This window comes from Methanobrevibacter wolinii SH (assembly GCF_000621965.1).
In the GTDB taxonomy this organism is placed as follows: Archaea; Methanobacteriota; Methanobacteria; order Methanobacteriales; family Methanobacteriaceae; genus Methanarmilla; species Methanarmilla wolinii.
This window is the reverse complement of the sequence record NZ_KK211376.1, coordinates 37,484-60,689: the sequence shown is the minus strand read 5'-3', so window position 1 is coordinate 60,689 and position 23,206 is coordinate 37,484. Positions and strand designations below refer to the sequence as shown.

At 22.7% G+C, this 23,206-nt stretch carries 16 protein-coding genes; 13 read left to right on the top strand and 3 right to left on the bottom strand.

The annotated features are described in order from the left end of the window. Positions 1-238 precede the first annotated feature (238 nt). From T523_RS05360 to nifU, 3 genes are all read left to right on the top strand, one after another. A complete protein-coding gene (locus T523_RS05360; protein WP_042707896.1) occupies positions 239-1,588 on the top strand; it encodes an O-acetylhomoserine aminocarboxypropyltransferase/cysteine synthase family protein in 1,350 nt (449 codons plus the stop codon). Positions 1,589-3,266: 1,678 nt separating this feature from the next. Continuing rightward, positions 3,267-4,478, top strand: a complete 1,212-nt coding sequence (gene nifS, locus T523_RS05355; RefSeq protein ID WP_042708147.1) for a cysteine desulfurase NifS — start codon at positions 3,267-3,269, stop codon at positions 4,476-4,478. 219 nt (positions 4,479-4,697) lie between these two features. Continuing rightward, entirely contained in the window at positions 4,698-5,090 is a 393-nt protein-coding gene (nifU, locus tag T523_RS05350; RefSeq protein ID WP_042707895.1) for a Fe-S cluster assembly scaffold protein NifU, read from the top strand. 323 nt (positions 5,091-5,413) lie between these two features. On the opposite strand, the gene T523_RS05345 is transcribed toward nifU, so the two are convergent. Together T523_RS05345 and T523_RS05340 are read right to left on the bottom strand one after the other, a co-directional pair. Beyond that, positions 5,414-6,262 (bottom strand): MBL fold metallo-hydrolase, encoded by an 849-nt coding sequence (locus T523_RS05345; protein ID WP_042707894.1) that lies wholly within the window; start codon positions 6,260-6,262, stop codon positions 5,414-5,416. Positions 6,263-6,362: 100 nt separating this feature from the next. Further along, a complete protein-coding gene (locus tag T523_RS05340) occupies positions 6,363-7,325 on the bottom strand; it encodes an MJ0548 connectase family domain-containing protein (RefSeq protein WP_042707893.1) in 963 nt (320 codons plus the stop codon). A 492-nt stretch (positions 7,326-7,817) separates the two neighbouring features. Here T523_RS05340 and T523_RS05335 point away from each other — a divergent pair, with 492 nt between their 5' ends. The 3 genes from T523_RS05335 to T523_RS05325 all read left to right on the top strand — a co-directional run bounded on the left by T523_RS05335 (position 7,818) and on the right by T523_RS05325 (position 11,404). After that, entirely contained in the window at positions 7,818-8,198 is a 381-nt protein-coding gene (locus T523_RS05335; RefSeq protein ID WP_042707892.1) for a desulfoferrodoxin, read from the top strand. Between the two features lie 355 nt (positions 8,199-8,553). Next, positions 8,554-9,066, top strand: coding sequence for a hypothetical protein (locus T523_RS05330; protein ID WP_052334652.1), 513 nt, complete (start codon positions 8,554-8,556; stop codon positions 9,064-9,066). Between the two features lie 109 nt (positions 9,067-9,175). Next, positions 9,176-11,404 carry a DHH family phosphoesterase gene (locus T523_RS05325; protein ID WP_042707891.1) on the top strand — a complete coding sequence of 743 codons (2,229 nt, stop codon included), beginning with the start codon at positions 9,176-9,178 and terminating at the stop codon, positions 11,402-11,404. Positions 11,405-12,793: 1,389 nt separating this feature from the next. Here T523_RS05325 and aroC read toward each other — a convergent pair. Then, complete coding sequence (gene aroC, locus T523_RS05320; RefSeq protein ID WP_042707890.1) at positions 12,794-13,906, bottom strand: chorismate synthase; 1,113 nt, start codon at positions 13,904-13,906, stop codon at positions 12,794-12,796. 970 nt (positions 13,907-14,876) lie between these two features. Here aroC and T523_RS05315 point away from each other — a divergent pair. From T523_RS05315 to pheS, 7 genes are all read left to right on the top strand, one after another. Further along, entirely contained in the window at positions 14,877-15,605 is a 729-nt protein-coding gene (locus tag T523_RS05315) for an endonuclease III domain-containing protein (protein WP_042707889.1), read from the top strand. Between the two features lie 773 nt (positions 15,606-16,378). Then, the gene (gene hemB / locus T523_RS05310; RefSeq protein WP_042707888.1) at positions 16,379-17,392 is read left to right on the top strand and encodes a porphobilinogen synthase; all 1,014 of its coding nucleotides are present in this window, start codon (positions 16,379-16,381) and stop codon (positions 17,390-17,392) included. 176 nt (positions 17,393-17,568) lie between these two features. Beyond that, the gene (locus T523_RS05305) at positions 17,569-18,465 is read left to right on the top strand and encodes a triphosphoribosyl-dephospho-CoA synthase (protein ID WP_042708145.1); all 897 of its coding nucleotides are present in this window, start codon (positions 17,569-17,571) and stop codon (positions 18,463-18,465) included. Between the two features lie 293 nt (positions 18,466-18,758). Next, the gene (locus T523_RS05300) at positions 18,759-19,241 is read left to right on the top strand and encodes a DUF308 domain-containing protein (protein ID WP_042707887.1); all 483 of its coding nucleotides are present in this window, start codon (positions 18,759-18,761) and stop codon (positions 19,239-19,241) included. 355 nt (positions 19,242-19,596) lie between these two features. Next, a complete protein-coding gene (locus T523_RS05295; protein ID WP_052334651.1) occupies positions 19,597-19,914 on the top strand; it encodes an ArsR/SmtB family transcription factor in 318 nt (105 codons plus the stop codon). A 217-nt stretch (positions 19,915-20,131) separates the two neighbouring features. Next, positions 20,132-21,109 (top strand): choloylglycine hydrolase, encoded by a 978-nt coding sequence (bsh, locus tag T523_RS05290; RefSeq protein WP_042707886.1) that lies wholly within the window; start codon positions 20,132-20,134, stop codon positions 21,107-21,109. 510 nt (positions 21,110-21,619) lie between these two features. Next, a complete protein-coding gene (gene pheS / locus T523_RS05285; protein WP_042707885.1) occupies positions 21,620-23,185 on the top strand; it encodes a phenylalanine--tRNA ligase subunit alpha in 1,566 nt (521 codons plus the stop codon). Positions 23,186-23,206: the final 21 nt, after the last annotated feature.

Below are 23,206 nucleotides of genomic sequence, written 5' to 3'. Positions count from 1 at the left end.
ATTTATATATGTCTTATAACAATTGTTATATATTGAATAAATAATTGCTTTTAAATTTTTAATTATATTAGAAAGCAAAACATAATTTTATATAACTATGGTTATATTTTTATGTGGTAAAAAAAATTAACTGTTCAATCTCATATTGCATTAATTTGCAAATCATTATTTAAAAAAATTTAAATCAAAAAAATTTGAAATATAAATCATAAGAAAAATTATAATAGAGGTATAAAAAATGAGTTATGATAATACAACAAAAAGAGGACAAGGTGTTGCAACTTTAGGTTTACATGCTGGTCAAGAAGAACCAGATCCAGCAACTGGAGCTAGAGCAGTTCCTATTTACCAAACAACATCTTATGTATTTAAAGATCCAGAACAAGCAGCAAATAGATTTGCTTTATCTGAATTTGGTCAAATTTATGGTAGATTAACTAATCCAACTAATGATGCATTTGAACAAAGAATTACTGCTGTTGAAGGTGGAAATTATGGTGTTTCTGCTGCTAGTGGTTTAGCTGCAATTAGTTACTCTATTTTAAACATTACTTTACCTGGAGATAATATTGTAGCTGCAGATAATCTTTATGGTGGAACTTACAATTTATTTGAAGATACTTTTGCAGAATTAGCTCGTAATGTTAAATTTGTTAAATCTGATGATTACGATGCATTTGAAGCAGCAATTGATGATAAAACAAAAGCAATTTATGCAGAAGCTATTGGAAATCCAAAATTAGATGTTCCTGATTTTGAAAAATTAGCAGATATTGCACATGCACATGATATTCCATTAATTATTGATAATACTTCTGCTGTAGGTTTATTAAGACCTCTTGAACATGGTGCAGATGTAGTTGTAGGATCAGCTACTAAAGCTGTAGGTGGACATGGTACTGCAATTGGTGGATATATTGTAGATAGTGGTAAATTCAACTGGGGTAATGGTAAATTCCCAACAATTTCTGAACCAGATAAATCTTATCATGGATTAAACTTCTGGGAATCATTTAAAAATGTACCTGGTGGAATTGGAAACATTGCATATCCAATTAGAATAAGAGCAAGATTACTTAGGGATTTAGGTGCAACCCTTGCTCCTGTACATAGTTTCCTTTTCTTACAAGGTCTTGAAACTTTAGATTTAAGAATTAAAAAACATTCTGAAAACGCTCTTGCTCTTGCAAAACACTTAGAACAACATCCAAAAGTTGCTTGGGTAAATTATCCAGGATTAAAATCACATCCTTCACATGAAACAGCAGTAAAATATTTAGGTAATCCTGAAGGAACTGGTGATGACCCAGGATATTATGGTGCAATTTTAGGATTTGGAATTAAAGGTGGTCATGATCAAGCACTTGAATTTATTAAAAATGTAAAACTTGCTTCACACCTTGCAAATATTTTAGATGCAAAAACATTAGTTATTCACCCTGCAAGTACTACTCACTCACAATTATCTGAGGAAGAACAACGTGCAGTAGGAGTAACTCCTGACTTTATTAGAGTATCTACTGGTCTTGAAAATATTGAAGATATTATTGCTGATTTCGATCAAGCATTAGACAAAGTAAATATATAATTAGGTTTATAAAATGTCATCTTTTAAAATTATATTTATTTTAGAGTACTGTAGACTATAGAAGATATATAAGAATTGGATTAATCCTTACTATATTTCTTAGCCATATTTCACTTTAAAATTTATATATAATCCAATATCTTACGAATCAAGCTTTTAGTGGTTGAATGCTTATATAATAATAAAAGATGTTAATAAATAGTAAATGAGATTATTATTATTTTATTATTAGTATTTTAAATTAAAGGAGGTAATATTTAAGTTTATTAAAAATTTAGATTATTATTTTTTTATTATTATACATTATAAATTAAAGGGAGGTAATATTCAAGTTTATTAAATTAAAATTCGATCCTTAATATTTAATCTTTCTCAAAAGAAATTAACCTCAATATTTAGAAGTTTTCTACAATTCTTCTAAAATATTACCTTAAAAATTTTTGTGAGTTAGTTTTTAAGGTCTTAGTTTAAATTAAATTAAATATGCATGAAATTTAATTTATAAAAATTGTAAAATTAGAAACAAAATTTGTAAAATTAACTTTCAATAAAATAGTTATTAGATATTGCCCCAAATTATCTAATTTCTTAAAAAATATAGATTAGAAGCACCTTATTCTAATCTATAAAATATTGTTATTAGTTATCTAATTTAACTAATACACATTAATAAATCAATTATTATATAATTATACTTATATTAATTAAAATATAATATACCCCATATATTATTTACATTGACCTTAAAATATAATACCCCCAATATATTAAGCTTAATGTCTTAAAACATTTAAACACATATAATTATATTTAATTGATAATGTTTTGATTAACTCAAAACTAGAAACAATAATACGTAACGTATTAATTTTTAAAATTTTTTAAAAAAAGTCATTTAAGATAAAATGGTTTTAACCAGTTTTATATTAAATTATCTCTAAATAAACAATACAATAGTTTAAAATGATATTTTTTCATTTTAAACTTTTTTTTAAACATTTTCTAGATTTTTAATTTTTACTTATTATTTTGCTTATTTTTTGGTTTTATTGAAATTTTTAATTTAAGATCTATTTCTTTTTGCTTTTATTGAAATTCTATTTTTTAATAATATATGCATTATTTATAGTTGAAATTTAAATCTATGTAATTTTTTTTTAAAATTAGAAGAATTTTAACAAGGTTATCTTAAAATATTATATTTTTAAGTAAATTATATTTTTTAATAGGATTATTGTATATAGTATTATATTTTAAATAAATTATATTTTCAATTATTTTTTTAATTAAAAAATTTATATGTATTAACTTAAGCTTTTTAATAAATATTTTTATTTGGTTTTTTATCTTAAAATTATTTATTTTTTATATAAGTTTATTTTTTACAGTTATTATTTTTTTTAAATTTTTATTATTATTTGTATAAGATTTTTTTCAATATTTTCTAAATATTGGTAAGATTTATATATTATTAAATATAATATAACCATAGTTATAAAATATAACACGAGTTATATATTCTTTAATTTTTATAAATTTTTATAAATTCTACAAAAAGATTTATATATTGGATAGTTTATAATAACTATAGTTATAAAATATAACATGGGTTATATTTTTTATAAAAATTCAAAATTTAGAAATCATTATTATTTTATTATTAGGAGGAAATTATATGATATATATGGATAACTCAGCTACTTCACCTGTAAATCATGAAGTATTTGAAGAAATGAAACCATACTTTGAAGAAAAATTTGGTAATGCTTCTACTTTATATGACTTAGGTAGAATATCTCAAAGAGCAGTACATCATGCACGTGAACAAGTAGCAGATTTAATTAATGCTGACGTTGATGAAATTACATTCACAAGTGGAGGTACTGAATCAGATAATATGGCATTAAAAGGAATTGCTTTAAAACAACATTCTAAAGCTACTGAAGATAATGCTAAAAATCATATAATTACTACTGCAATTGAACATCCTGCTATATTAGAAACATGTCGTTTCTTAGAAAAATATGGTTTTGAAGTTACATATTTACCAGTAGATTCTGATGGTATTGTAGATTTAGATGCTTTAGAAAAAGCAATTAAAAAAGAAACTATCTTAATTAGTGTAATGCATGCTAATAATGAAATAGGTACTGTTGAACCAATTAAAGAAATCGGTGAAATTGCACATAAACATAATGTTTTATTCCATACTGATGCAGTTCAAAGTGCAGGAAAAGTACCTATTGATGTAAAAGATCAAAATGTTGATTTATTATCAATTAGTTCACATAAATTATATGGGCCTAAAGGAGTAGGTGCAATATATATTAAAAAAGGAGTAAGATTAGAAAAACTTATTCATGGTGGAGGTCAAGAAAAAGGTCTTCGTTCAGGTACTGAAAATGTTCCAGGTATTGTTGGATTTGGTAAAGCATGTGAAATTGCAAAACGTGATATGGAGAAAAATAATGCTCATTTAACTAAAATTAGAGATAAAATAATTAAAAGAGTAACTGAAGAAGTACCTGAAGCATATGTTAATGGTAGTTTAGAACATAGATTACCTAATAATGTACATTTAAGATTCTCTGGTATTGAAGGTGAATCATTATTATTAAGACTTGATGCTAAAGGAATTCAATCTGCAACTGGTTCTGCTTGTTCTTCAAGAAAATTAGAACCTTCTCATGTATTAACCGCAATTGGATTAGAACCAGCATTGGCTCATGGTTCTCTAAGATTATCTTTAGGTCTTGAAAATAAATATGAAGATACGGATTATGTTGTAGATTCTATTGAAGAAGTAGTTGATGGTTTAAGAAAAATGTCTCCATTATGGGACTATGAAAACTCAAAATATATTGAAATTGATGCTGATGATGTATATTAAATTTTAATTGTTTAATAAATACATAATATAAGCTCATTGATTATATACATTAAAGTAAATAATTTATATAATATAAAAAAATTGTATTGTTTAAATAAAATTATTAATTATTTAAATTAATTTAAAAAGTTTTAATCTATGAATTATTAAATAGGTTTATTCTTTTAAATTAATTATTAATTTAAGATTATAAGTACTATTATTATTGAAGGTGAAAATATGGAAGAATATACTGATAAAGTTATGGATCATTTTGCACACCCAAGAAATACTGGTGTAATTGAAAATCCTAGTGGTGAAGCTACTGTAGGAAACCCAACTTGTGGGGATTTAATGACATTTTACATTGATGTTGATGATAATGATGTAATTACTGATATTAAATTTAAAACATTTGGATGTGGTGCAGCTATTGCAACTAGTAGTATGATTACTGAAATTGCAATTGGAAAAACTGTAGATGAAGCATATAAAATCACAAGGAAAGATGTTGCAGATGATTTAGATGGATTACCAAAAATCAAAATGCACTGTTCAAACCTTGCTAGTGATGCTTTACGTGCAGCTATTGATGATTACAGGGCAAAAAAAGGTAAAGAAGATAATGCTTAATCTTCTTTTAATTCGTGGCCAAAGTTGGTAGTTAATATTGGATTAATACATAATTTATCACCTTAGTGTTATTACAATACAACTTTGGCCTTTTTAATTATTTTATATTATTATGTCTATTTTTTATTTATTAACTTATTCTAATTTTTTTTATTATTTTGTATTTTTTTTAAAATAAGTGGTTTTTTTGTTTTTTTATTATTTTGTATTTTTTTTAAAATAAGTGGTTTTTTGTATTTTTTTTAAAATAAGTATTTTTAAGTTTTAGTATGTAAAAATTAGTTTTTAAATATTTTAAAATAAATTAAATACTTTTAATTAATTTAATAATTAAAAATATTTTTATAATGTTTTCCTGGAACTGCTCTTATTTTTGATTTAGATAAATAAGATTTATTTACATTTTTAAAATCAATGTCTATTGAAAGACCATCACTTGCAGCAATAGTTTTTACTCCAGTTTTGTGTTTAATTCTTTTAGCTTCATCTTTTGGATTATGTTTTAACATTTTAAATCCGAAATGAGTCATTATTGCTAATTTTGGTTTTACTTCATTTATAAGATTTATAAAGTCATCACTACACATATGGCCTTTTAATCCATTATCACCTGGACGAAGAATACTTCCAATTAATATATCTGCTCCTTTATGATAATCTGCTAATTCATCATAATATCTTGTATCACTTGTATATGAAATACAAATGTTTTTAGTTTTTAATTGAAAACCAGTACCATATGGATCTCCATGTATAGTCTTTGTACCTTTCATTTTGAATTTTCCAAAGTCTATCTCTTTTCCAGGTTCTATTGTATAATTTTTAGAATGACTCTTATGGTAATTTGATATACAAGGACCCCATTTCTCATGTCCTTCCATTACACTTTTACTACCTATGATACAACCCTTATTTTTTGTCATTCCTTTGGTCATAGCTTCAATTAATATTTCTGCATCATTATAATGGTCTGTATGACAATGTGAGACAAAAATACCATTAAGTTTTGTTGGATTCAAGCCATATTGTAATGTTCTAATTAGTCCCCCTGGTCCCGGATCTACGTGGAGGTTAAATCCGTTTATATTATCTATTCTAAATCCTCCAGTCATTCTCTTTTGACTGATTGTAGCAAATCTTCCTCCACCAGTTCCTAAAAATATAATTCTCATACTTTTGTCTCTTTATTTTTTTATTTAAAAATTTTAATATAATTTAAGTCTTGTTAACAGACTTAAAATTTATATCTTTTTAATGATTTTTAGATTAAATTTATGTATTACATAAAATAATATTACAGTTTAATTTAATATTGTTTTTTTCTAAGCATAAATTTTCATCTTTTATAACTACTTTATCAAATTTTTGAACATAATTGGAAACTTCTGTATCTTTAATTTCATTTCCATTATTATCTTTATCTAAGAACATTATAATTTCTTCACCAGGTTTAGCAAGTACTTTCCAATCCATATCAAATGCTTGAACATCTTTTGCTAATTTTACTTTAAGAATTTTGCCTTCATTAGATTCAACAAATCCAACATCTCCTTTTGTAACAATTTTACCTGCGAGTTCTACTGATTTTTGTTGTTTTATTAAATCTTCAGTAAGTTTTTGTCTATATTTTTCTAGGAGTTTATTGTCTCTTTCTTCAGTTTTATCAAGATATTCTTGAGCACTTGTTTTATTAAGAGTATTATCTTTACTATATAAGACATCTACATTTTTTCCAACTGATGGTGTTTTTGATGCAATTTCTTTAATTACTTCTTCAAATATATCTCCTATATATTTTAAACTAAGACTTGATTTCCATCTTTCTTTAATTAAAGAATTTGCCATAGATTTTGCAATTTTATTACCGAAGATTATGATTCCACTACTACCTCTTTCTTTATTTTGAGTTTCAGAACCTAATAGTTCAACAATTTGATAACCATTAGTAGTACCATATATACGTTTTCTTCTAATTTCCATTGTAGTTTTGGTGGAAACTTCACCCATTAATGCATTTTCAATTTTTTTAATTTTGTTAACATCGTCACTAATTTTTAAGGTGATTTGTCTTTTTTTTGCTTCGTTGTATAATTCTTCATCGTTTCTGATTTTTCCAGTGTATAAATCTTCTTCTAATTTTTCTCTTTCATCTTTATCTCCAAAGTATGCAATTCTTCTTTTATCACTAGCCATTACACAACCTTTTTTACCAATATATGCAATAATAACACTCATTGTGGCACCTTCTAAATTATTTTTTTAATTTTTATAATTTTGATTTTTATATGTTATATATTATAATATATTATTATATTAGTAATTATGTATACTTTCTTTTTTTTATTTAATTGGTTTTAATTTTAATTAATTTTAAAAAATGATTTTTAGGTTTTTTAAGTTTTTTAGTTTGTTTCTTACATGTTTCTTAGGCTTTGCTTTTTTAGGTTTTATATTTTTTTTTAGTTTTGTTTTGTATGTGTTTTTTTTAGGTTTTTTATTTTTTCTAAATTTTGTTCTATACTATAAGAATGAATTTATTAACTTAATTTAAATTTTTTATTTTAATTAATAATAATTATTATTTTATATTTTTTTAAATTATTGAATTTATTTTGTTATTTTAATTAATAAAGATTTTTTAGCTTATTTTATCTTATGATAAATTATATATTATAGTTAAACAATATATTTTATTAAGTAAATTTTTTTACTAGGATGTGAATAAAAATGGAAATAAATGATATTTATAAATGTGAAGTATGTGGAAATATTGTAGTTGTAGCTGATGTTGGTGGTGGAGAATTAACTTGTTGTGGTCAAAAAATGACTAAATTAACTCCAGAAATTAAAGAAGAAGGAGGGGCAAAACATATTCCAGTTATTACCAAAGTTGAAGATGGAATTAATGTTAAACTCGGTGAAGTACCACATCCAATGGAAGAAGATCATTATATTAAATTCATTATCTTAACTGATGGAGAACAAATGTTTAGAGCAAACTTAAAACCAGGTGACGCTCCAGAAGCTACTTTTAAAGTAACTGGAGATGCTGCAGATTTTAAAGCTTGTGCTTATTGTAATAAACATGGTCTTTGGCCATCTGCTTAGTTTTAATTAAATTAAGAAATTTATTAATTTAAATTTCTTTTATATATTTTATTTTAATTATTTTTAATTAGATTTTTTTATCTTTTTAGTTTAATTTATTTTATAATTTCCTTTGGAATATCTTTTATTGCTTTTTTCTTATTATTTATTGTTTATATTTTCATTTTTAATTTATTTTAACATGATTCTTATTGTTTTAGATAATATTAATTTAATATTTAATTTTTAGTTATTTTTATTTTTAATAAAAATTTTTTATTATTTCTAATAAAATACATAAAGTATAATATATTATTTAAATAAATATTTATTTATTAAATTATTAGAAAAAAATTTTTTAAAAAATTTGATTAAAATGAATAGAAAGTTATTAGCAGTTGTAATTATTATACTTTTAGCAGTAATTGTATTTGGATTAATTTCTTCAAATATGGATTATGTAAATTCTTCAATTCCTGAAATAAGTAATAAAATTTCAACTGGAGATATAAATTATAATAATGCAGTTAAAGATATGAATAATAAACAATATGATAATGCATTAAATGAATTGAATACTGCTAAATCAGCTTTTTCTGGTGCAAGTTCATTATTAAATGATATTAAAAAAGATAATAGTATAAATAGTAATGATGTTTACTCTTCTTATTTAGAAGCTACTAGTAATGAAGTAAATTATAAAGAAAATGCATCATCTAATTTATTAATTGCAGTTAATGCATTGAAAAATAATAATATTCCTACTGGTAATAATTATATTTATTATGCAGGTAATGATATGTCTCAAGCATTAATTTATCAGCAAGAAAGAAATCAAATTGTAGAATCTAATCATGATAAATTTAATAATAATACTATTAATATATGATTTTTATTATTTTATATAAAATATTAAATTTACTTTTAAAATATTATATTAATATTAATATTAATAATTTAATTATTATTTTTTAAAATCTTTTTAATTGAGTGAAAAAATGAAAGTTAAATGTCCTAATTGTAAAGGCAAAAAAACCATTGTAGTAGATTACAAAGAATGTGATGCTTGTGGTGGTACTGGATATGAAGACACTATAAATCTTGGAAACCATTTCAAAGGTATTAATAATCATGCTAGGAATAAATTTGATTTAGATAGTGCTGAAGATATTCCTTGTGAAATTTGTAATGGTAAAGGACAAGTTGAAGTTAAAGAAAAATGTCCTAGTTGTGGTGGTACTGGTTTTATTAATGTATGTAAAGAATGTGGAAAGATTTTAAAAACTGAAAATAAAGATTACTGTGATGATTGTATGAAAGATATAAAAATTAATAAACCAAAAGATAATACAGAAGCACAGGAAGAGGATAATATTGTATATACTCTTGATCCATTATGTGAAATGGAAGATTTAGAGGTAGGTAAATTTTATCGAGGTAAAATTACTAAAGTCGCTAAATTTGGTGTTTTTGTAAGTTTAAATAATCAGGTTTGGGGTTTAATGAGAACCGGTAAATCTGGTTACCATGTTGGTCAAAAAATTAATGTTAAAGTTACTCAAATTAAAACTCATAAACATGAAGTTGATATGGGACCTGTATCTTTTACTAAATATACCCTTAAAAAATTGAAAAAAGATATTAAAAGAACTAAAATTGAAGAACTTAATGAAGATGTGATGGGTAAAGTTGTTAAAATTCAAGGTTTAGCTGCTCAAATTCAACAAACTTCTGGACCTACTATTTTTACAATTACTGATGAAACAGGAACTACTTATGTAGCTGCTTTCCAAGAAGCAGGTGTAAGAGCTTATCCAGAAATTGAAATTGAAGATATGGTTGAAGTTGTAGGTGAAGTAAATAAACATGATGGAGATATTCAAATTGAATCTGAATCAATTGAAAAACTCTCTGGTGATGCTAAAGATAAATTATATAAGTTAATTGATGAAGCTCTTAATGAAAAAGCTTCAGTTGAAGATAATGACTTTTTAATTCAATCTGAAACTCTTGAAAAACTTAAACCTAAAATGATGGATGCAGCTAAAAGAATTAGGAGGGCTATTTTAGATGGTAGAACTGTTCTTTTAAGACATCATGCAGATGCAGATGGTATCTGTTCTGGTGTTGCAATGGAAAAAGCAGTAGTTCCTCTTATTGAAAAAGTTAACCCTGATGCTGATGCTAAATATCATTACTTTAAAAGATCACCATCTAAAGCACCATTTTATGAACTTGAAGATGTTGTAAAAGATTTATCATTTGCTCTTGAAGACTTAGATAGACATGGACAAAAATTACCAATTCTTGTAATGTTAGATAATGGTTCTACAGAGGAAGATATTGTAGCACTTATGCAAACTAAAATATACGATATTGAAGTTGTAGTTATTGATCATCACTCTCCAGGAGATGTTATTGATGGTCGTGTACCTGTAGATGATTATGTTGATATGCATGTAAATCCATATCTTGTTGGTGGAGATTCACAAATTACTGCAGGAGCTCTTGCAACTGAAGTTGCTTGTTTAATTAATCCTGAAGTTAAAGATCAAATTAAACATTTACCGGGTATTGCAGCTATTGGAGATCATGCAGAAAGTGATGAAGCAAATCAGTATATTAAACTTGCTGAAGAATGTGGTTATTCTGAAGAAGATCAAAGAAAAATTGCAGAATGTACGGATTTTGAAGCATATTTCCTTAGGTTTATGAATGGTAGAGGAATTATTGACACTATTCTTGATGTAGATAATCATGATAAACATAAAAACATGATTGATGCATTATATAAAGAATATGAAAAACGTGTTGATACTCAACTTAAAGCAACATTACCTAATGTTAAAAAAATTAAATTAGATAATGGTATTTACTTTAATATGATTGATGTTGAAAAATATGCACATAAATTTACTTTCCCTGCTCCTGGTAAAACTTGTGGTTTTGTTCATGATAAAATTGCACAGGAAATTGGTGAAGATAAACCTATAGTTACTCTTGGTCATGGTCCAGACTTTGGTGTAATTCGTGCTACTGATGCAGTTAATGCAAATTATGGATTTGATATTAATCAAATTATTCTTAATTTAATTGAAAAATTACCTAATGCAGGAATTGATGGTGGAGGCCATGAATGTGCTGGATCCATTAAATTCATTGAAGGATTTTCAAAAGAAGTTTTAATGGGCTTTTTAGAAGAAGTTAAAATTATGAATTTAAATTAAATTTTATTTAAAATTTATTTTAATTCATGTATTATTTAATTTTAAATCTTTGCTTATTTTTTATTGTTTATTATTAAATTAATAAGATATCCATTTTTATCTTTTAATATATTACTTTATTTTATTATATGATTTTAAAAATATTTTATTTAACTTAAATATAATTTTTCATTAAAAATTAAATCGATATATTTATATATTTTAATGTTTTAATTTATATTGTTTAAAACATATTTTTAGATATTGCTTTTTAAGTTTTTTCTAATTTAAGATAATATTTAATTTCTTAAAGTTAATTTAATTAATTTAATATTATGTTTAAATGTTAAGTATCACATTATTTAAACTTAATTTCTTAAATTCAATTTTCTTAAAGATGTGTTTTAAATAGAGATTAGACTTTGTTGGAATCATTTAAATAAAATTTTTTAATTTAAAAAAATTAAATATTTAAATATAATAGTTTTCAACAGAGTCTAATTTAATTAAAAAATTATAATTTATTAAGTTTTAAAATTTAAATTTCTTATTAAATTTTTCTAAATTTACTTGTTTATGTTTATTTAGAATTTAAATTTCTTATTTAGGTATTAATCATTTAATTATTGGTTTTTACTAAAAAATTCATTTTAAATTTAAAATATTATTATTTTAATTAATATTATTTAATTTTTAAATTTAATTAGTTATATTTAAAATTTTAAAATTCAATATTTTTATTAATTTTTTAATTAAAAAAGTAAAAACTTTTAATAATGGAAGTACAAATAATAGTATGATGAAAAAATTTTAGAATAATTAATAAATTCATTTAATCTTCAAATTAATTAAATATATTAAATTAATCTTCTGAATATATTTTCTTTATTTGAATAGTATTTGGTTTCTAAAAATTTAAAAATAAGTATGTGACATGTGTTGAGATTAAGTAGTTTAAATGATTTGTTTATTATTTTATAGGTTATTTTTTTCTTGTTTATGAAAATGAAACTTGTATAAAGTTTTTTTTCATTATTTTTTTATTTTAAATTTGTTTAAAATAGATTTTTTCATTATTTTTTTCTTGTTTTATAATTTAGTTTTTTATGTTTATTTGTTTTTTAGTTTTAGTTTTTTGTGGTTTTTTTTTTGCTTTATAATTTTAGTTTAAGTTTATTTTCTAGTTATATTTTCTTTAGTTTGAATTATTATAATTTAAGTTAATTTTTTAAATTATGATTTTTAATTTTGAATTTAAAATAAGTTTTTCTTAATTTATAAAAAAATAGTTTTTGAAAGTTAAGTTTTTAATTAAATAATTTTAAAAAGAGTTTAAAGTTAATATAATTATTTTTTTTTTAAAAAATATTATAAAACTTTAAATAAAATTTAATAGATTTTTTAAAGATTTTAAGAATTCATAACTTGTTTTTCAATATTATTTGGGTGTATATATCCTGAACGTATCATATGATCTGCAAGGACTATTGCTATTGCAGATTCACTAACTGTAGTAATACGTGGACATATACATGGATCATGTCTTCCTTTAATATTTATTTTACAATTGCTCTGTTCTTTTATATTAATTGTTTCTTGATTAATGGATATTGAAGGTGTAGGTTTTACTCCTATTCTTGTGATTATTGGCATACCATCTGAAATTCCACCAATAATACCTCCAGAGTTATTTGTTTTTGTGTAAACTTTATTATCTTTATAATAAAATTCATCGTTGATTTGGGATGCTGTTGATTTTGCAACATTAAATCCAAGACCTATCTCAACTCCTTTTACAGCACCAATTTCCATTAATGCTTTTGAAATATCTCCATCTAATTTACCAAATACTGGTTCTCCAATACCTGCAGGTACTCCTGTAGCTATTGTTTCAACAATTCCTCCAACAGAATCTCCTTTAGCTTTTTTTTCAAGGATTAAATTCTCCATTTTTTTAGCACTTTCTAAATCAGAACATCTTACTGGATTTTTACTTGTGTTTTCTTCAATTTCATTAATATTTGTAGGTTTAGCTATTATATCTCCAATTTGTATTACATGTGAAAATACTTTGATTTTATATGTTTCATAAAGTAATTTTTTTGCTATTGCTCCTCCAATTACATGACCTATAGTTACACGTCCACTTCCACGTCCACCACCATTGTAATTATAGTTACCAAATTTACTAATCCATCCATAATCTCCATGTCCTGGACGTGGTGTGTTTTTAATACTTTCATAATCTTTTGATTTTTGATTATTATTGTATACAACACAACATATTGGTGTTCCATCTGTTTTTCCATTAAATATTCCAGATAATATTTCTACTTTATCTGATTCTTTACGAGGAGTTGTTAGTTTACTTGTTCCAGGTTTACGTTTATTAAGCTCTTTTTGGATATCTTTTTCACTAAGTTTAAGATTAGCTGGACAACCATCAACTATAGCACCTATAGCTTTTCCATGACTAGTACCAAAACTAGTTATTCTAAATATTTCTCCAGTAGTGTTTGACATAATTTTTTCCTTTTTATTTTTTTAAAGTTTTACTTTTTAAGTAAAATTTTATTTTTTATTATTTATATTTTTTTAATTTATATTTAGATATCATTAATTTAGTGATAAAATTTATTTAATTTAAAAATATTTGTTTTTAATTTTTATTTTTTTTTAAAAATTTTTTTAAATTTATCTATATTTTTTTATTATATTGATATATTGTATATTTTTTATACATTATTTAAAATTTGTATTACTTTTTCATTATCTTTTTAATAACCAAAAGATACTAAAACCTAAATATTTATATACTAAGAAAACATAAGTTAGTAGTGAGTTTAAAAGATATTAGATTTTTTTTATTTTTGAACAAATATAAACACAAAATTATTCTTTACTCCTTATTCATTAAAACCTATAATTTTTTGTCTAATATTTTTTAAACTCTTTATTATACTATCGTTTTTATTGTTTTTTTTAATTTATCTAATATTTTTATTAGCTATTTTTTAAAGAATTTTTTTTATAAATATATTAAAATTCAAATATTCTTAATTTTATATTATTTTTGTTTAAATCATTTAAAATTAAGTTATATTTGTTTTTTTTATTTAAAAATAAGTTTTTTTTAGAAAGTTTAAAATAATTTATACTTATTAAATTTAGAAATAAACTCTTTTTTAGAAAGTTTAAAATAATTTATACTTATTAAATTTAGAAATAAACTCTTTTTTAGAAAATTAAAATTTTAAATAAATAAGTTTTTTTATTTTCATTTTATAATTAAATTATTTTTTCTATTTATTCCTAAAATTTTAAAATTATCATAAATACAAGTCTATTTTTTTATTTTAACTATATTTTAATTACAATTATTAATTTTAATAGATTTCTACTTTATTTTAAAAAATTTAATTAGTTTTATAAGTGATGAAAATATATATAGCAACAAAGTTTATTAAAAATTTTTATTAGGTATGTGAATTTCATGGTAAGTACTAAATCAACATTAAATAAAATTTATGATAAATTATTAGAAACTTATTTTTATCAAGGTTGGTGGTCAATGATTAATTATGATGGAGTAAATCCAACTAAATCTGGTTCAGTTAATGGTTATCATCCACATGATTATACTTTTCCAAGAAATGATAATGAACAATTTGAAATTATTCTTGGAGCTATTTTAACACAAAATACTTCTTGGCCTTCTGTTGAAAAATCATTACGTAATTTAAATAAACTTATAGATTTTAATAGTGAAAATCTTGCAGAAAACTTTTTAATTTTATTAGATAAAAAAAGTGATGAAGTTAAAAATGCTATTAAACCTGCAGGATATTTTAATCAGAAATATAATTATCTTATTAATATTACAAAATTTTATATTCATTTAAATGGTAGAACACCTTCAAGATCTGAAGTTTTAAATGTTAAAGGTGTTGGTAATGAAACTGCTGATTCTATATTATTATATGCATATAAACAAAAAGAAGCTATTATTAGTGCATATTTAAAAAGAATTTTACTTTATCTTGGTTTAATTGATGAAAAAGATTCATATATTAAAATTAAAAAGTATTTTGAAAAAGAGTTTGATGGTTCTATAGAAGATTATCAGGAATTTCATAGTTTAATTGTTGAACATGCTAAACGTTTCTACTCTAAAAAACCTTATGGTGCTAATGATAATATTTTAAATGAATTTAAAATTTAATTTTATTATTATCTAATTTACTTTCTTATTTTACTTTTATTTTTGATTATTGTTTATATATTATATTTTTTTAGTTTTATAGCTTGTATATTAAATTAAGCTCTTTAATGGTTTTAAATATATTTAATAGTTTTAAATCTATTGTTAAAATTGTAATTTTTAAAATAACCTTTTTTAAATTTAATTTTTTTTACTGTTAAAATAATTTAAATTTTAATAAAAAATAGATTTCAACATATCATTTAATAATATAAAATTTTATTTATTATGATGATATTATATTTAATTATAAATATTATTGTTTAAATTTAATAATAAAGTGTTATTTCAACTGTAAATTTTAATTTATAATTTAATTTATTTTCATATTAAATTTGTTTAAAATTATTATATTGTTTGTTATTTATATTAATATTATATTTAGTAATTTAAGTAAATATTTAAATTTTGTATAATATTTCACATAAAATAACTAAAAAATTATAGTTATTATAACTTATAAGTGTTCATTTGATTTAATATTTAAATATATTCTTTATTTTTAAAAATAAGATTTTAATTAGGTGTTTTTTTAATGTTATTAGTTTATAATTAATTATTATAACTTTTATACTTTTATTTTACTTAATTTAATTTCTATTTATATTAAATTTACACTTGAAATATATGACTAATTTTATAATATTTTTGCATTTGAATTAACCTTAAATTGTCTTTATTAAATTTAATACTCACAATAGTGTATGTAAATTTTTTAATATTTTGGTGTTATTATGAATTATCCTATTATTAGAATGAGAAGACTTAGAAAAAATGCTAATATCCGTGAAATTGTAAGGGAAACAAAAGTTAATAAAGAAGATTTAATTTATCCTATATACTTTAAAGAAAGTTTAAAAGGTGATGAAAAAGAAGAAATTCCAACTATGCCTAATCAATTTAGGTATTCTATTGAAAGTGGTGTTGAATATGCTAAAAAATTAGAAGCTAAAGGTTTAAAATCTATTATTGTTTTTGGAATTCCTAATGAAGATACTAAAGATGATATTGGTTCTCCTGCTTTTAGAGAAGATGGTATTGTTCAAAAAGCTATTAAAGCATTAAAAGAAAATACTAATTTAATTGTTATTGGTGATGTTTGTTTATGTCAATATACTTCTCATGGTCACTGTGGATTAATTAAAGAATATGAAGATGGTGACATAGAAGATAATACTGATGATGGAGTTAAAATTTTAAATGATCCTTCCTTAAAATATCTTGCTAAAACTGCTGTATCTCAAGCAAAAGCAGGTGCTGATATAGTTGCACCTTCTGACATGATGGATGGTAGGGTTGAAGCTATTCGTAATGAATTAGATGCTAATGGATTTGAAGATGTTATGATAATTTCATATTCTGCTAAATTTGCTTCCTCATTTTATGCACCATTTAGAGATGCTGCAGATTCAGTTCCAGGTAAAGGAAATAGGAAATCTTATCAAATGGATTCTGCTAATGGTCGTGAAGCTATTCGTGAATGTGAACTTGATCTTATTGAAGGAGCAGACATGTTAATGGTTAAACCTGCATTACCTTATCTTGATATTATAACTAAAGTTAAAGATGAATTTGATCTTCCTCTTGTTACTTATAATGTTAGTGGAGAATATTCTATGCTTGTTGCTGCTATTGATAAAGGATATTTAACTGAAGAATCTATTATGGAATCACTTGTATCTATTAAAAGAGCAGGAGCAGATTTAATTATAACTTACTTTGCACCATTTGTTTTAGATAAATTATAAATTTATAAATGATTTAAAAATTTTATTTTATGGGCTTTTTTTAAGTCCTTAAATTTTGGAATATTAATTTCAATTTAAAATTTGGATTTAATATTTCTAAATTTTTAAATAAAATCTTTTATTAAATAAAATGTTATTTTATTTTATTTTTTTAAATATTACAAGTGATTTTTATGATTGAACCAAATGAAATTGGAAAAATAGTTCAAATAGCATCTGCACTTGAAGTAAGTGGTTATCCAAAACCTGGAAATGTTCATAGAACACGTGATTTTGATGACATGGTTTTTGAAGACTTTCTTATTAGTGGTGTTGTAATTGGAGATACTATTAGAGAACTTGCTCAAAGAACTGTAGAAAACAAAAATGATTTATCAAAAGTAGGATTAGGTAGGGCTATTCTTGATGCGGTTTCAGAAACTGATAAATGGATTAAAAATAATACTAATTTAGGTATTGTTATGATGTGTGCACCTATTGCAGCATCTGCAGCTATTAGTAATGATATGATTGAATTACGTGAAAATGTTGGAAAATTAATGGATGCTACTACTGTTGAAGATGCAATAAATTTGTATGATGCAATTAATATTGCATCTGCAGGTGGAATGGGTAGTCAAGAAGATTATGATGTTACTAGTGATTCTGCTAAAGATGAATTAAGAGCAAATAATCAGACTATGTATGATGTTTTAAAAATATCTGCACCTTGGGATAGATTAGCATCTGAATTAACAAGTAAAATGCCTGTAGTTTTTGAAATTGGATATCCAAAATATAAAGAACTTAGAGAAAATAATTCTATTAATATATCTGGAGTATTAACATTTTTAACAATTTTATCTCAAGTACCAGATACTTTAATATCTCGTAAATATGGTGATGATTTAGCATCAAAAGTTTCTAAAAAAACAGCTGAACTTTTAAAATATCAAGATGAAAATGATTTTAATAAAAGGCTTAAATCTTTTGATGATGAATTATTTAATAATCATGAAAATCCAGGTACTACTGCAGATTTAACTGCTGCTACTATAATGCTTTACTATTTATCTTGTGAATTTGAGAATTAAATTAGTAAAATTTTAGATTTTCTGATTATATTCCTAATTTTTAAGTTTTTTTCTATTTTTTTTAGGTTTTATTCTTAATTTTTAAGTTTATTCCTTATTTTTTTAAGTTATATTCTTAATTTTTCTATTCTTTTCTATTTTATCCTTAAGTTTAAAATTTTTAATTTTTAATTATATTTATTCTTTTATTCTAGTTTTAATACTTTTTTTACTTTTTATTTAAATTAGGTTATCTTTATTAATCTTAATACTTATATTATTATTAATTAAAAAAATTTGTGAGGTGAAAATATATGGAAGATAGTAAAGTTTTAAGTATTATTTCTATAATCCTTGGTATTATCATTATGATTTTCCCAATCTTTGGAGTTACTACTGTATCTATAATTTTAGGAATAACATTTTTAATTATGGGTATATTTACAGCGATATTCTCTTATTCAACTTCTGATTATAGTAGTTTATTATCTATTCCAGGTATAATTCTTGGAGTTTTATTTGCTATATTTGGTATATGTTTAATAATTAATCCTGCTGTATTTTCAGCACTTGCGGCTTTCTTTATTTATATTGCAGGTATATTCTTAATAATCATAGGTATTTTAGGTATAATCGCAGCATTTGGTGGAATTGGTAAAGCATTAGGTGCTACTTCATTAATTTTAGGTATTGTTTACTTTATTGTTGGATATTATGTAGCTGACCCTAAAATATGTGGATTTTTAATTGGTTTATGGTTATTAATTACAGGTATTGTAGGAATTTTAAGAAATTAAATGTTTATTGTTTAATAAACATTTTAAATTAATTTTTTTTGCTTTTTTTTATTCCTTAAATTTTTAATATAAATGGTTTTTCTTGAAAATAGATATTTGTTTAAAAATTTAGTTTCTAAAATTTATTTATTTTAAATTTAAAACAAAGTTTATTTTAAATTTAAATGTTTAAAAAAATTAGAATTTTTATATATTATTCTATTTTATTCATCACTATGTTTTTATCCTTTTGTCTAATTTTGTTGTGTATTTTTTTATTTTATCTTTATTTTGTATAAAATTAAAATCAAAATCTTTATAAATTAATTAATCTAAATATATTAATAATTAATAAAATAATTTCAGGCGATATAAAATGACAGATACATGTAATATTGATTCTGATTTTAATGAGTTGCCATCAGAGGATGAAATTTATAATATGGTTAATGTGTTTAAAGCTATTTCTGATCCAACTCGTTTATGTATTTTATACTTATTAGAAGATACAGAATTATGTTCTTGTAGAATCCAAGAAGCATTAAATAAACCGCAACCAACTATTTCTCATCATATAAATATTTTAAAAAATGTGGGGCTTATTAAAGGAAGAAAAAAAGGAACTTGGATTTATTTCAGTTTATCTAATAATAAGATAATTAATATGTTAGAAGATTTAAAGGCAATATTCTAATTATTTTATATTGAATTTATATTCAAATTTTATTTTTAAAATCATTAATTTCTATTTTTATTTTTTAGAAATATTTATTAAATACTTTTTTTAGAAATATTTATTAAATACTTATTTTATTTAAAAATTTAACTTTTTAAAGTATAAATGAATTTATATTTAATTTTAAAAGGTTTTAATAAGTTTAAATTTAATAAAAATTTTAAGAGGAAAAACTATGTGTACTGCTGCAAATTATTTATCAAAAGACCATTATTTTGGACGTAACTTTGACTATGAATTATCATATAATGAAAAAATAACTATAACTCCAAGGAATTATCCATTAAAATTTAGAGTTGAAAACACAATTGAAAATCATTATGCTTTTATTGGAATAACTGCAGGTATTGATGTTTATCCATTATATTATGATGCTACAAATGAAAAAGGATTAAGTGTAGCTGGTTTAAATTTTTCTGATTTTGCAGATTATAAAAAAGTTGATAAAAGTAAAGTGAATGTTGCATCTTTTGAATTTATTCCTTGGATTTTATCACAATGTAGTAATGTTGAAGAAGCAAGAAAACTTTTAAAAAATCTTAATATCGTTGATATTCAATTCTCTGATGAACTTCCTAATTCTTCACTTCATTGGATTATTTCTGATAGGAATGAATCAATTACTGTTGAAACAGTTAAAGAAGGCTTAAAAGTTTATGACAATCCTGTAGGTGTTTTAACAAATAATCCACCATTTGATAAACAGCTATTTAATTTAAATAATTATAGATACTTATCTAGTAAAACACCTGATAATACTTTCAGTAAAGATTTAGATTTAATGGCATATAGTCGTGGAATGGGTGGTTTAGGTTTACCTGGTGATTTATCTTCAATGTCTCGTTTTGTAAAAGCAAGTTTTACTAAAATGAACTCTTTATCTAGTGAAGATGAACTTGAAAGTGTTAGTCAATTTTTCCATATTCTTGGATCTGTTGAACAGCAAAGAGGTCTTGCATTTATTGAAGAACCAGATAAATATGAAATCACTATTTATTCTTCTTGTGTAAATACTGATAAAGGAATTTATTATTATAAAACCTATGAAAATAGTCAGATTAATGCAGTTAATATGTATAAAGAAGATTTAGACTCTAATAATTTAATTACATATCCTTTAATTAATAAACAAAATGTTAATTATCAAAATTAATTAGTTTATTAATTTGTTTATTTTTTTTAATCTTTTTTTAAATCTTTAAATTTTTATATGATCTTTTAGTTTTTTTTTTAATCTTTTTTTAAATCTTTAAATTTTTATATGATCTTTTAGTTTTTTTTTTTAATCTTTTTTTAAATCTTTAAATTTTTATATGATCTTTTAGTTTTTTTTTTAATCTTTTTTTAAATCTTTAAATTTTTATATGATCTTTTAGTTTTTTTTTTAATCTTTTTTTTTAAATTTTTAGATTATTATACTATTTTTTAGATTCTTTTTAAATTTTAACTTATTTATATCAATTAATTTTTAAATTTAAGAAAAAATTAATCTTAATTTTTTAAATAATTTCAATAAAATATTTATTATTTTTAAGTATTTTTTATAAACATTTATAAAATAATTAAAATATATATTATAATATTATATTTTATGAATTTTTGAATTCAATTTTATTATTATTATTATTAAATAATTTTTATTAAGAACACTTAGGTGTATTAAATGAGTGAAGATATTTTAAAAATCATTAATGAGTTAAGTTTATATGAAAAAATCTTATTAAAAGATTTAGGAGAAAATGAAAATATTCTTCCTGAAGAAATTGCTGAAAAAGAAAATTTAAATATTAAATCTGTAATGAGTGCAGCAGGTTCACTTTCTGCTAAAAATATTATTACAGTAAATAAAGATGTTAAAGAAAATATTAAATTAACTGATGCAGGTAAAGATTTTGCAGAAAAAGGATTACCAGAACGTAGGATTTTATCTGTTCTTGGTCATGAAAAGAAAATACCTATGGGAGAACTTGCTAAAAAATCAGGTTTAGATAAAAAAGATGTTAATATTGCTCTTGGTTGGTTAAATAGAAAACATTGGGCAAAAATTAATAAAGGAGTATTAGAAATTACTGATGATGGTGTAAACTCTTTAAATACTGTTGGAGATGATGAAAAATTATTAAAAGAATTATTCTCTAATCAAAGTTTACTTAAAAGTTCTTTAAATGAAAGTTCTCTTAAGGCTTTTAAAGATTTAAATCAAAGGAAAAATCTTATTAAAATTAAAAAAATTACTTCTCATAGTTTTGAGTTAAATGATTTAGGTATAAACATTATTAATCAAGGTTTTGACATTGATGATTTTAAAAAAGAAGCAACTCAACTTACACATGATGATTTAAAATCTGGTGCATGGAAATCTTTACATTATAAACCATATGATATTAATGCAGAAAACCCTAAAATTTTCCCAGGTAAAGTTCATCCACTAAGGAAAATTATTCAAAAAATTAGAGAAATATTTTTAGACATGGGTTTTACAGAAGCAGATGGTACTTATGTTGATTCTGCATTCTGGAACTTTGATTCTCTTTTCCAACCTCAAGATCATGCAGCAAGGGAAATGCAAGATACTTTCTATTTAAAAAATCCATGTTCTTGTAAATTACCTGATGATGAAATTGTTAAAGCTGTTGCAAAAACTCATGAAGATGGTGGAAACACAACAAGTACTGGTTGGGGTTATGATTGGGATGTAGATGTTGCAAAACAGTCTGTTTTAAGAACACATACTACTGGTATTTCAACTAAATATCTTGCAAATCATGAACCACCTTTAAAAATGTTTTCTGTTGGTCGTGTATTTAGACGTGAAACAATTAATTATAAACATTTACCTGAATTCCATCAAGTAGAAGGAATTGTTGCAGCACCAGGTATTAGTTTCGAACATTTACTTGGTATTTTAAAAGAATTTTATAAAAAATTAGGATTTGAAGTAAGATTTAGACCTGCTTATTTCCCTTATACTTATATGTCTTGTGAATGTGAAATTTACTTAGAAGAAAGGGATAGTTGGATTGAACTTGGTGGATCTGGAATGTTCCGTCCTGAAGTACTTGAACCATTAGGTATTGATGTACCTGTTCTTGCATTTGGTATTGGTGTAGAAAGACTTGCTATGATAACTTATGATATCTCTGATATTAGAATGTTATATAAAAGTGATATCAAATGGTTACGTGATATACCTATTGATGAAGGTGTTGAATTAGATTCTAATTATTAATTTAATTAGTTTTTAATTATT